The 12,963-nt window shown below is 43.9% G+C and carries 12 protein-coding genes; all 12 read right to left on the reverse strand.

Going from position 1 to position 12,963, the window contains the following annotated elements; all coding sequences use genetic code 11:
- Window positions 1-239: 239 nt before the first annotated feature.
- Window positions 240-1,526 (reverse strand): SpoIVB peptidase, encoded by a 1,287-nt coding sequence (gene spoIVB / locus GGQ95_RS05165; RefSeq protein WP_044744467.1) that lies wholly within the window; start codon window positions 1,524-1,526, stop codon window positions 240-242.
- Window positions 1,527-1,651: 125 nt separating this feature from the next.
- On the reverse strand, window positions 1,652-3,373 hold the full coding sequence (gene recN, locus GGQ95_RS05170; protein ID WP_183186456.1) for a DNA repair protein RecN: 1,722 nt from the start codon (window positions 3,371-3,373) through the stop codon (window positions 1,652-1,654).
- 17 nt (window positions 3,374-3,390) lie between these two features.
- Window positions 3,391-3,840, reverse strand: a complete 450-nt coding sequence (gene ahrC / locus GGQ95_RS05175; protein WP_044744684.1) for a transcriptional regulator AhrC/ArgR — start codon at window positions 3,838-3,840, stop codon at window positions 3,391-3,393.
- Window positions 3,841-3,895: 55 nt separating this feature from the next.
- Window positions 3,896-4,738, reverse strand: coding sequence for a TlyA family RNA methyltransferase (locus GGQ95_RS05180; protein WP_044744469.1), 843 nt, complete (start codon window positions 4,736-4,738; stop codon window positions 3,896-3,898).
- 3 nt (window positions 4,739-4,741) lie between these two features.
- The gene (dxs, locus tag GGQ95_RS05185; RefSeq protein WP_066145743.1) at window positions 4,742-6,634 is read right to left on the reverse strand and encodes a 1-deoxy-D-xylulose-5-phosphate synthase; all 1,893 of its coding nucleotides are present in this window, start codon (window positions 6,632-6,634) and stop codon (window positions 4,742-4,744) included.
- Between the two features lie 224 nt (window positions 6,635-6,858).
- Entirely contained in the window at window positions 6,859-7,734 is an 876-nt protein-coding gene (locus GGQ95_RS05190) for a polyprenyl synthetase family protein (protein WP_066146533.1), read from the reverse strand.
- 6 nt (window positions 7,735-7,740) lie between these two features.
- A complete protein-coding gene (locus GGQ95_RS05195; RefSeq protein ID WP_044744471.1) occupies window positions 7,741-7,971 on the reverse strand; it encodes an exodeoxyribonuclease VII small subunit in 231 nt (76 codons plus the stop codon).
- Window positions 7,964-9,316: an exodeoxyribonuclease VII large subunit gene (gene xseA / locus GGQ95_RS05200; RefSeq protein WP_066145746.1), complete on the reverse strand. Its 1,353-nt coding sequence runs from the start codon at window positions 9,314-9,316 to the stop codon at window positions 7,964-7,966. Before xseA ends, GGQ95_RS05195 begins: the two co-directional genes overlap by 8 nt.
- Window positions 9,317-9,330: 14 nt before the next feature.
- Window positions 9,331-10,197 (reverse strand): bifunctional methylenetetrahydrofolate dehydrogenase/methenyltetrahydrofolate cyclohydrolase FolD, encoded by an 867-nt coding sequence (gene folD / locus GGQ95_RS05205; protein ID WP_066145749.1) that lies wholly within the window; start codon window positions 10,195-10,197, stop codon window positions 9,331-9,333.
- Window positions 10,198-10,562: 365 nt separating this feature from the next.
- On the reverse strand, window positions 10,563-10,970 hold the full coding sequence (nusB, locus tag GGQ95_RS05210; RefSeq protein ID WP_044744474.1) for a transcription antitermination factor NusB: 408 nt from the start codon (window positions 10,968-10,970) through the stop codon (window positions 10,563-10,565).
- A 220-nt stretch (window positions 10,971-11,190) separates the two neighbouring features.
- Entirely contained in the window at window positions 11,191-11,592 is a 402-nt protein-coding gene (locus tag GGQ95_RS05215) for an Asp23/Gls24 family envelope stress response protein (protein ID WP_044744475.1), read from the reverse strand.
- Between the two features lie 14 nt (window positions 11,593-11,606).
- The gene (gene accC, locus GGQ95_RS05220) at window positions 11,607-12,962 is read right to left on the reverse strand and encodes an acetyl-CoA carboxylase biotin carboxylase subunit (RefSeq protein ID WP_044744476.1); all 1,356 of its coding nucleotides are present in this window, start codon (window positions 12,960-12,962) and stop codon (window positions 11,607-11,609) included.
- Window position 12,963 lies beyond the last annotated feature (1 nt).

The raw sequence follows: 12,963 nt of genomic DNA on the forward strand, positions 1-12,963 counted from the left end.
TCATTTTTTCTTCCTTAAAATTCATTCGACAGCGTCAGCAAAAATCCTTTATTTTTTCAAAAATAAGTATCTTTTTAAAATTCATCAATAACCGTTCCATTTCGACGCAGAACCCCTCATTTCTTTGTCGAAAAATCTTCGTATTTTTATTTTAACGAATTGTTCAACAAATATCTATGCAAACAACAAAAAAATATTGACTTTTTTTTGCCTTTTTTCAAACAAAAAGCGAGCATTTGTCAGCTCGCTTTTTGTTTGGATCCATATATATCAATTCCCGCCTCATTCAACATCCATTCAATGTGCACGCCGTATCCTGACGTTGGATCATTTACAAACACATGTGTGACTGCTCCGATGAGCTTCCCATCCTGAATAATAGGACTGCCGCTCATTCCTTGCACAATTCCTCCCGTTTTCTTCAGTAGCCGAGGGTCAGTGACACGGATGACAAGTCCTTTTGTTGCCGGGAACTTTTGCGGAACTGAATTGACGATTTCAACGTCAAACGCCTCCACTCGGTCGTTTTCAATCACCGTCAGCATTTTTGCTGGCCCTTTTTTTACTTGGCTCGACAAAGCCACTGGCATTGGTTTATCATACAATTCATTTGGCACTGATTTCGATAATTTTCCAAAAATCCCAAAAGGACTGTTTGTTGTGATATTCCCAATGATTTCTTTATCTTTGGAAAATCTTGCGAGCTTTTCACCTGGATTTCCGCTGCTTCCTTTCTCAATCGAGGTGACTGTCGATTTCATAATTTGTCCATTTTGAACGATAATCGGTTTTTTTGTATCCATATCTGAGATCACGTGTCCAAGTGCTCCGTACTTCTTGGAAATGGGGTCAAAAAAGGTCATCGTTCCGATACCAGCAGCCGAATCACGGATATATAAGCCGATGCGATAAGCGTGGTCATGCTTGTCTTTTAATGGGGTTAGTTTCGTCGCTATCGAACGTTGATCGCGAATAAGCTGCAAGTCCAATGGCTGTCCTGTTTTCCCTGACTTTTCAATAAAAGGAGAGAGGTCGCTCATATTTTCGATTTTTTTCCCATTGACACTTGTAATCATATCTCCAACTTGGATTCCAGCCAATTCTCCCGGTGATTTTTTTCCGCTTTCTGTATCAACAAGGTGATAGCCGACCACAAGAACTCCTAGTGTATTTAATTTCACACCGATCGATTGTCCTCCAGGAATCACTTTCAAGCTTGGGAGCGCTTTAACGTCAATCTGCTTAATGGGCACTCCTCCCATATTTAACACTACCTTCTCTTCATCAGGCTGCTTCGCCTCAACGGTAAGGGTATCGTCTGCTTTCTCAAGCTCAATGGAATGAGAAGCGTCTTTCACCTCTGCATGAACAGGAAGAGCAGAAGCGAATGTTGCTTTTTCTCCTTCAAACATCACCATTTGCTTTGGAATGCGTAAATACTCCCTTACCGGCTTCGATGTACTGATTAATACGAATGAAACAAGGAGAAAGATCCCCATCATTTTTCTTATTGTTTCTGCGTTCAAACCTTTTCACTCTCCTCGCTCCCACCTACACCTTCAAAATGTGACTACAATCTTAATTTTGCCTTAATCCTCATAAATATAATCGTTTTTGCTAATAAAAAAAGCTACCCATAATGGATAGCCTTTCATCCTTTGATTTTTGCTGCTAATTCAAGCAGCTCTTTCGCATGTTCCTTTGTCAGCTCTGTAATTTCCACCCCAGAAATCATTCGGCCAATTTCCTTAATTTTTTCATCTTCTGTAAGCGCTTTGACCGATGTTTTGGTTCGATTTCCGTCTGTTTCCTTAGAAATGAGCAAATGCGTATCCGCCATCGCTGCGACTTGCGGCAAGTGGGAGATGCAAAGCACCTGTGAGCCGACAGACACACGATAAATTTTTTCAGCAATCGCCTGCGCCACGCGTCCGCTCACTCCCGTATCCACTTCATCAAAAATGATCGATGTAACGCCTTGATGCTTAGAAAAAATACTCTTTAAGGCCAGCATGATGCGAGACAGTTCGCCTCCTGAAGCGACTTTGGCGAGAGGTTTTAACGGCTCGCCAACGTTTGTTGAAATATAAAATTCGGCGACATCAACACCGTCCTCTTGAAATTTGACAGGCACGCCATCAATTAACGGAGCATCAAGCAAGCCCTCCCGTTTGCTAAAAACAATATCGAACTGCGTCTTTTCCATATACAAATCTTTGAGTTCTTGATAAATGTGCTGAACCAGCGTTTGGGCATGCTTCATTCGCACAGCGGTAACATTTTTCGCCTCAATCAGTAAATCTTCTGTTACAGATTGCAGTTCTTTTTGAAGCTGATGAATATGCGTATCGCGATTTTGGATCGTATCAAGCTCTTGGGCAATTTTTTCTGCATATTGCAAAATATCGGCGACTGTCTGTCCATATTTTCGTTTTAAATGATTAATTTCATTCAGGCGTCCTTCAATAAAATCAAGGCGGTGCGGATCATATTCCAACTGCTCTAATTGATCGCGCAATTTATAAGCCATTTCTTCGAGTAAATAATAGCTGTTGGCGATCGTTTCATGCATTTCTCTCAAGCCGGCATCAATGTGAGCAACGTCATCTAAATGGCTCATCGTAAGCCCGATCCAATCAAGCCCGCGCTGTTCTCCATATAGCGCTTCGTAACTATTCTTTAACGCTTCATATATTTTTTGGAAGTTCACAATCTTTACTTTTTCTTCCATTAATTGTTCATCTTCATTTGGCTGCAAGCCGGCTTTTTGAATCTCATCAAGCTGAAATGTGAGCAAATCAAGGCGGTGCGCCATTTGCTGTTCATTTTCATTCAATTTTTGCAGCTGTTTTTTTAACTGTTCATATTTTCGATACACCGCTTGATACTCTTCGAGGGCCGAAGCAATTTCTGCGCCTCCATATTCATCAAGCAACGGCAAATGCCGGCTGGAATCCATTAATTCCTGATGTTCATGCTGCCCATGGATATCAACAAGAGTAGAGCCAATTTCGCGCAAAATTCCCATCGTCACCAATTTGCCATTCACGCGGCAAACGCTTTTTCCGCTTACCGAAATCTCTCGGCGCAGAATGACCATCCCTTCGCTAATATCAATGCCCACTTCTGCACATTTTTGATAGCAGGGATGCGTTTCTTCTTCTAATAAAAACAGTCCTTCAATTTCCGCTTTCTCTTCGCCGTAGCGAACAAATTCAGCGGAACCACGCCCACCAATCAACAAATGGATGGCATCAATAATAATGGACTTTCCGGCTCCTGTCTCCCCTGTCAGCACTGTCAAGCCTTTCTCAAAGGAGATCGACAGAGACTCAATAATGGCAAAATTTTTAATTGATAATTCCGCAAGCACCTTGGAATCACCTCATACTATAGCATGTCTAATAAGCGCTGCGAGATTTTTTCGGTATCCTCTGGAGTACGGCAAATAATCAAGCATGTATCATCACCGCAAATCGTTCCAACAATCTCCGTCCAATCAAGATTATCAAGCAAAGCGCCGATTGCATGAGCGTTTCCAGGCAACGTTTTCATTACAAGCATATGCCCTGCGCCATCAATTTTGACAAACGCATCCATTAAAGCACGTTTTAATTTTTGCAACGGGTTAAAACGCTGATCAGCAGGAAGGCTATATTTATACCGGCCGTTCATCATCGGCACCTTTACAAGCTGCAATTCTTTAATATCGCGTGAAACCGTTGCCTGCGTGACATTAAAGCCAGCCTCCTTCAGCATATCGACTAGCTCATCCTGCGTTTCCACTTCATAATTCGTAATAATTTCGCGAATCTTAATGTGCCTTTGTCCTTTATTCAAGATTAACACCTCACACTTGTCCTCATTTATCGCAAAAACGGGAATAACGCTTTTGTTATTCCCTTTCCTCAGCGCCCGCTTTTAATTCACTATGAGCCTGTTTGACAATGTCAGCTGGCCGCTTCGACAGTTTATTTTTGCCCGCTTCTTGTTCTCCTTCCCAACGAAGGTGAAGCAAAAACTCAATGTTTCCGTCTCCTCCCGTAATCGGAGAGTAGGATAAATCAAGTGCATCATAGCCTTCGCTAAGAGCGAAGTCAATGATGGAAACAAGAACGAGTTCATGGATGCTAGGATCACGGACAATTCCTTTTTTTCCGACATGCTCCTTTCCCGCTTCAAACTGCGGCTTGACAAGAGCGATGACATCGCTTTCTGGAACGAGCACGGTTTTTAATACAGGCAAAATCAGCTTAAGCGAAATAAACGATACATCGATCGTTGCTATTTCTGGAAGCCCTTTAGTAAAATGAGCAGGAGTAACATAGCGGAAATTCGTTCGTTCCATCACGACAACCCTCTCATCTTGCCGAAGCTTCCACGCTAATTGATTATATCCCACATCAAGCGCATATGACATTTTCGCTCCGTTTTGCAACGCGCAGTCCGTAAATCCCCCGGTCGATGCACCGATATCCAAAAGAATTTTATCCTTTACGCTTACATCAAATAGGCGCAACGCTTTTTCAAGCTTTAATCCGCCTCGGCTCACATAGGGCAAAGCATTTCCTTTCACAGTAAGCGGAATGTCGGCAGGCACCTTTTCTCCCGGCTTGTCTAGGCGCATTTCATTAGAATAGACAAGCCCTGCCATAATCGCCCGTTTGGCTTTTTCCCGCGTTTCCATTAATCCTCGTTCAACTAATAACACATCCACACGTTCTTTTTTTCCTTTCATCTCTCATGCCCTTTTTTGTTTTCTCGGTATGATCTTCTTAACGCGATCAACGACATGCGCGGTTGTTAAACCGATTTCCTGAAGCAGTTCTTTCACGCTTCCATGCTCAATAAAGCGATCCGGGATGCCCATGCGCTGGATCATCGCTTGATGGTAGCCGTGATCATGAGCAAACTCCAGCACCGCACTACCAAATCCCCCCATGAGTGCCGCTTCTTCAATCGTTAGCATCGGTATACCACTTTCCAGCAACTCATGCAGCATCAATTCATCCATTGGTTTAATAAATCTTGCATTGACCACTTTGACCGATATATTTTCCTTTGCCAGCTTTTCGGCGGCTTCTAATGCCATCGGAACGGTCGTTCCAAACGTTAAAATGGCAATATCGCGACCTTCGCGCAGCGTTTCCCATGTTCCGATCGGGATGGCATGAAGTTCTTCATCCATCTTTACTCCAAGCCCGTTTCCGCGCGGAAAGCGAAGCGCAATCGGCCCATCATCATATTGAATCGCCGTATAAACCATATGTTGGCCTTCATTTTCATCCTTTGGCATCATCAGCACAAGGTTCGGCACATGCCGCAAAAAGGCAATGTCAAATACTCCCTGGTGCGTTTCCCCATCTGCGCCGACAAGACCGGCACGGTCAATCGCAAAAAACACGTTTAAATTTTGTCTACAGACATCATGGACCACTTGGTCATACGCCCGTTGCAAAAATGTAGAATAAATCGCTAAAAATGGTTTCATGCCTTGTGTAGCCAGTCCTGCTGCCAAAGTGGTCGCATGCTGCTCGGCAATGCCAACATCATACATGCGGTCCGGAAACTCAGCAGCAAAGCCTTCCAGCTTGGAGCCGACAGGCATAGCTGGAGTAATGGCAACAATACGTTCGTCTGTACGTGCAAGCTTTCTTACTGTTTCGCTTACTAACTTACTCCATGATGGAGCTTGGTCGGCCGACTTTAAAAAGTCCCCTGTTTCAATTTTATAAGGACCTGTCCCATGCCATGTGCCCGTTTTATCGTTTTCCGCTGGCTCATATCCCTTTCCTTTTTTCGTGATGACATGAAGCAAAACCGGACCTTTGATTTTTTTGGCATAATGCAAATTCTCAAACAGATCATCAAAATCATGGCCATTTACTGGTCCAAGATACGTAAAGCCCAGCTCTTCAAAAAACACGCCGGAAACAAGCAAATACTTTAAGCTATCCTTTAGACGTTCAGCTGTTGCCGCAATTTTTCCGCCCACAGCCGGAATTTTTTTTAAAAGCATTTCCAGTTCGTCTTTTACCCATTGATATTTCCCTGCTGTGCGCAAGCGACCTAGCACATTATGAAGCGCCCCGACATTCGGAGCAATCGACATTTCATTATCGTTGAGAATGACGATCATATCTTTTTTCTCATGTCCGATATGATTCAATGCTTCAAGTGCCATTCCTCCGGTAAGAGCACCATCGCCAATAATAGGAACAATATATTCATCCGTTCCTTTTAAATCACGGGCAATGGCCATGCCCATCGCCGCAGATAGCGAGGTTGAGCTGTGTCCTGTTTCCCACACATCATGATCGCTTTCACTCCGCTTTGGAAAGCCGCAAAGTCCTTTATATTGCCGCAATGTATCAAATTCATTCGCACGTCCAGTTAAAATTTTATGAACATAAGATTGGTGACCGACATCCCAAATCAGTTTATCTTTCGGGCTGTCAAAGACTTTATGGAGCGCGATTGTTAACTCGACAACCCCAAGATTCGGGCCGATATGTCCACCTGTTTTCGAGAGCTTCTCTACTAGAAATTGACGAATATTCGCGCTCAATTGAATCAGTTCTTCTTTTGACATCGACTTCAAAAAGCGCGGATTAGTAATATTGGTTAGCTCCAAACGAGATCACTCGCTTTCGTTTTATCACTGATATCATATAAAGATTACTTATTATTATACATGATAAATGGTTAAAGAAAAATGTCCCGCTGCGATTTCATCAGACAGGCGAAAAAAGAGCCGCTAACACAAATGTGATAACGGCACGTGGTCTCCATTTTCTTAGTATAACATAATAGCATCAGAATATCGAATCAACCATTTTCAAAATCCGTCCTGAAATGTTAATAGTCACGGGTAGCGACCAAATCGCATATATAGCGCAATATTTCTTCCTGAACACGAGCGGCCTTCAAACAATGCTTCGCTGCTTCTATGTGAAAATACAGCTTTTCTTTTGCGCCATCCATCGTTAATAGCGATGGGTACGTGACTTTTTCGTTTTCAATATCGCTTCCGACTTTTTTTCCCATTTTCTCTTCTGTTCCTTCAATATCCAGAATGTCATCGCGAATTTGAAAGGCAAGCCCTAAATGGGAAGCGAACTCGTCAAGCTGTGCAACTTGCGCATCGTCTGCGCCCGCTAACCAAGCGCCAGCTAATACGCTATATTGCAGCATTTTTCCTGTTTTATGACGATGAATGTATTCTAATTGCGAAAGCGACAACGGCTGTCCTTCCCCTTCGATATCGGCCATTTGCCCAGCTACCATTCCTTCTGGCCCCGCTGCTTTAGCCAGTTCAGCGATCAGTTTGAGCTTTACTTCTGCGGACACGCGGTTGTCCATGCCAGCAATCAATTGAAATGCGTATGTAAGCAATCCATCTCCTGCCAAAATGGCAGTCGCTTCACCAAACACTTTATGATTCGTTGGTTTCCCTCTGCGCAAATCATCATTATCCATACATGGCAGGTCGTCATGAATAAGGGAATACGTATGAATCATTTCAATGGCACATGCGACAGGGAGTCCAATTTCGCTTTTCTTTCCAAATGCATGCAGCGTTGCGAATAAAAGCAATGGACGAATTCGTTTTCCGCCTGCTTCAAGCGAGTACAACATAGCATCCTTTAGCGTATCCGGGGCATCAAGCCCGGCAATATAGGCGGAAAGCGCTGCGTCGATGCGCGGTTTGTTTTCATTTAAAAATTGCTCTATCAATCCTTACTCCTCCTCAATCGAAAAAGGCGCCAATTGCCCGTCTTCCCGCAAAATATACTCCATTTGCTTTTCAGCATGCTGCAGCTTGTCATGGCACCATTTTGAGAGCCTCATTCCTTCTTGAAAAAACGAAATCGCTTGTTCAAGAGGAACGTTTCCCTCTTCAAGTTTTCCCACAATTTCCTCAAGCTGTTTCATCGCTTCTTCAAACGTTAATTCTTTTTCTTCACTCATCAGAAGCTTCCTCCATTCCCCATACGTGGCAATCAAGCCGTCCATCCTGCAAGCGAACTTGGATCGCATCTCCTGGCTGAATCTGCCGCACGCTCGTCACAAGCTCATCCTTTTCATTATAGACTAAGCTATAGCCGCGTTCCATAATTTTAAGCGGACTCAACGCCTGCAGCTGTGACAGCAGTGAAGTAAATTGCCACTGTTTTTGCTTTAATAGCGCTTGTATTTCTTTTTCAAGTGACTTTGTCAGCATTCGCTGCTTCTCAGACATTTGCGCTAGCTGTTCTGCCGGATGATAGGTTTCAAGCCTTAAATGAAGCTGCTCAAATCGCTCCTGCTTTCGCTCGAAAAGGCGCTGGGTTTGCCGTTTAAGGCGATCCAAAAAAGAATCGAGCTGCTGCTCTTTTTGCTCATATAGCTTCTTCGGATAGCGGAAGGCATAAGACTTTTGCAAGCGGCTTAACCGATCGGATTCGATGGTGATTTTTTCCTTAACTGCCCGAATCAGCCTTGCTTTTCGTTGGGTTATTCTTTCGGCCAGCTCGGCGACGTGAGGAGCTGCCAATTCAGCCGCTCCAGTAGGTGTCGGCGCACGCAAATCAGCGACAAAGTCAGCGATCGTAAAATCTGTTTCGTGTCCAACTGCGGAAATAATCGGAATGCGAGAAGCAAAAATCGCCCGTGCCACCTGCTCCTCATTAAACGCCCATAGCTCCTCGATCGATCCTCCGCCTCGGCCGACAATTAACACATCCACGTTCCCGAATTCATTCGCTTTTTCAATCGCTTGAACAATTGACCCGGCTGCATGCTCCCCTTGGACAATGGCTGGAAATAAAATGACGGTTCCAAGCGGATAGCGGCGCCGGATCGTTGTGATAATATCGCGAATCGCCGCTCCTGTTGGAGACGTTACCACTCCGATGCAGCGAGGAAATAAGGGGATCGGCTTTTTATGCTCCGGGGCAAATAGCCCTTCTGCTTCCAACTGTTTTTTCAACTGCTCATACGCCAAATATAAATTTCCGATCCCTTCCGGCTGCATCTCTTTCACATAAATTTGATAATTTCCGCTCGGTTCATAGACAGAAATTTCGCCGCGTACAAGCACCTTCATCCCGTTTTCGGGACGAAACGCCAAATAGCGATTATAGCCAGCAAACATAACCGCTTGAATTCTTGCATTTTCATCCTTGAGCGTAAAATACATATGCCCCCGCGAATGGCTCGTAAAATTGGAGATTTCTCCTTTGATCCATAAATCCTGAAGATGCGGATCAACTTCAAACTTTCGTTTAATATATTTTGTCAGCGCTGTAACCGTTACATATTTAATTTCTGCCACAACATCATCCCCGCTTATCGCTGAACTTGCTGATGCCCATATTCGCGTGCCGCTTCAACAGTATTATGGAGAAGCATCGTAATCGTCATCGGTCCGACTCCCTTTGGCACAGGGGTCAAATAGCTTGCCACCTCTTTCACTTCTTCAAAGCGCACATCCCCGCATAATTTGCCATTTTCCAAGCGATTGACGCCGACATCAATAACAATGGCTCCTTCTTTCACATGATCAGCTCCAATCATGTTGGCTCGGCCGACAGCTACAATTAAAATATCAGCTTGACGAGTCATTGCTGCTAAATCCTTTGTTTTAGAATGACAATAGGTAACCGTAGCATGCTCACGCAAAAAGAGTTGCCCAACTGGTTTACCGACAATATTGCTGCGGCCAACCACCACTACATGCTTCCCAGCAATTTCGACGCCAAGTGACTGTACCATAAATAAAATGCCGTAAGGAGTGCAAGGAAGAAACGCTTTTTGTCCAATCATCATTCGACCGATATTAATGGGATGGAAGCCATCAACATCCTTTTCCGGGGCAATCGTTTCAATCACGTTCAACTCATCAATATGCGGCGGAAGCGGAAGTTGTACTAAAATACCGTGAATGGACGGATCCGCATTCAATTGCTTGATTTGTTCTAATAAAGCGGCTTCGGTAATGGTATCAGGGAATGTAAGTAATATCGAGCGAATCCCGACTTCAGCGCACGCTTTTTGTTTCCCCTTCACATAGGAATGCGAAGCAGGATTATCACCGACAAGAATCACGGCTAGCCCCGGTTCAATTCCTTTGCTTTTCAGCTGTTCTACCTCTTTTGCTAATTGTGCACGCTTTTCTTTCGCTAATTCTGTACCACTAATGATTTGTGCCGTCATCGTTCTAGCTCCCCTTTATTTTATGATAGGTTTTCCGATATCAGTCACTCGTGGTGCTAGTTTGAGCACGACGCTATCCCGACATTTGTCTCCGTGTGAACAGGCGATCATTGATGTTGATAGTCGGGAAAACGCAGCTTTTACATACAGGACACGGACAACAAAAAATCCATTTTATCTGACACCACGAGTATAAGCGGTTAACAAATAAAGCACGATGAAAATCGCCTGATTTCCCTATTTTCTCCCAAAGCGCTTAAGGAAACAGCTGCTGTCTCTAACGGCCCCGATCTTTATTCACGCCAAGCATCGGCCGCTTATTTTTGTCACAATAAAACAGACAGGAGCTGTTTGCGTTCTGCCTCTCATTTTGTCGCTGGCCCGTATAATGCGTCCTTTACCTTTGAAAGAACTCCGTTAATAAATCGGCCTGATTTGTCATCCCCAAACTTTTTCGCCAACTCAATGGCTTCGTCCAAAATGACTTTAACAGGCACATCCTCTGTATACTTCATTTCATATGTCGCCATGCGCAAGATCGCTCGATCCACGTTAGCCACTCGTTGAAGCGTCCATTTTTCTAAATGGTCGGATAATAACGCATCAATTTCCGTTTGGTGCTCCATTACCCCGAAAACAAGCTGACGTAAAAACGGATCGGCTTCCTCCTCTTTTTTTATTACATTTTGAATCGCCTCTTCCGGCTCGATATGGCCAACATCAATTTGAAACAAGGCTTGCAATGCTTTTTCTCTCGCTGTATGCCTCTTCATTATGTTCACTCCTTTACAAATAAACGAACGTTATGTGATGATCATACCATATTTTTTCGCTAAACGACACTATAATCCGTACAAATCATTTAGATGACACAAAAAATTATCGCCTTTTCTCCATATCCCGAAAAAGGATCTGTCCATTAAGATACCAAAGTTTCAAAAAAATACAAGGGGGCTCATGAATGATATCATGAAAAGCCCCCTTTTCGCCCTTTTATTGCTCAACCTCTAGTTCTTGCTGCTTCGCTGTTTCAAGCTGAATTCCAACAATGTGAACGTTGATTTCGCTTGTTTCCAGTCCAGTCATATTAAAGAGTGCCTGACGGACATTTTCTTGAATTTTCTTAGCCACATTTGGAATAGAAACGCCGAATTGGACAAGGCAATAAATATCGATCGCTACTCCTTCTTCCTTTACGTCTACCTTCACGCCTTTTCCGTGATTTTTCTTTCCGAACCGCTCAACAACACCAGCTGCAAAATTTCCGCGCATTTGCGCAACTCCTTCAACCTCGTTTGCTGCGATTCCAGCAATGACCTCAATGACCTCTGGAGCAATTTCCACTTTTCCTAAGCTTGCTGCTCCCTGCTCAATGTCAAATACATTTTCTGACATTCACCGCTCCTCCTTTATGATGATTTCATGACATCATACAACTCAAGAAACTTTGTATTAAAATCTCCCTGCACGAATTTTTCGTGCTCTAATAATTTTAAGTGGAATGGAATCGTTGTATGAATGCCTTCAATAACAAATTCACTTAGCGCTCGTTTCATGCGCGCGATCGCTTCTTCTCTTGTAGGAGCATGCACAATCAGTTTGGCGATCATGGAATCATAATAAGGTGGAATCATGTAGCCTGGATATGCCGCGGAATCCACACGAACTCCTAACCCTCCAGGAGGAAGGTACATTTGAATGCGACCTGGAGACGGCATGAAATTTTTCTCAGGATTTTCAGCATTAATGCGGCATTCGATTGCCCAGCCATTAAACGTCACGTCTTCTTGTGTAAGAGAAAGCTTTTCTCCTGATGCCACACGAATTTGTTCTCTAATTAAATCAACTCCTGTAATCAGTTCCGTAACAGGATGTTCCACTTGGATACGCGTGTTCATTTCCATAAAATAGAATTTTTTAGCTTTATGGTCAAAAATGAACTCAACGGTTCCCGCGCCTGTGTAGTTGACCGCTTTGGCCGCTTTTACTGCCGCTTCTCCCATCTGTTCACGTATGTTTTCGTCAAGAGCTGGAGACGGCGCTTCCTCTACAAGCTTTTGTAAACGGCGCTGAATGGAACAGTCGCGTTCTCCCAAATGAATCACATTGCCGTGAGCATCAGCAAGCACTTGGATTTCGACATGCCGAAAATCCTCAATGTATTTCTCAATATATACACCCGGATTCCCAAACGCAGTGGCGGCTTCTTGTTGCGTGATATTAATTCCCTTTATTAATTCTTGTTCGTTTCTAGCCACGCGAATTCCTTTTCCGCCTCCGCCTGCTGTCGCTTTAATAATAACAGGATAGCCAATTTCATTCGCCAACGCAAGCGCTTCGTCGATACTTTCAATAATTCCTTTTGAACCTGGAACGATTGGGACTCCGGCCTCGCGCATCGTTTCGCGCGCAATATCCTTTATTCCCATTTTTGTAATCGCTTCCGGACTTGGACCAACAAATGTCACATTGCACTCACGGCAAAGCTCAGCAAATGCAGCATTTTCCGCCAAAAAACCATACCCTGGGTGGATCGCATCACTGCCTGTTAGCGTAGCGACACTCATAATATTCGTAAAGTTTAAATAGCTATCTTTAGAAGCTGTTGGTCCAATACAATACGCCTCATCAGCTAATTGGACGTGCAACGCCTCCCGATCCGCTTCGGAAAATACAGCTACCGTTTCAATGCCAAGCTCTTTGCAGGCACGAATGACGCGAACAGCAATTTCGCCTCGGTTCGCTACTAATAATTTTTTGATCATG

Origin of the sequence: Anoxybacteroides rupiense (genome assembly GCF_014196195.1) — a bacterium.
GTDB classification, from domain to species: Bacteria; Bacillota; Bacilli; order Bacillales; family Anoxybacillaceae; genus Anoxybacteroides; species Anoxybacteroides rupiense.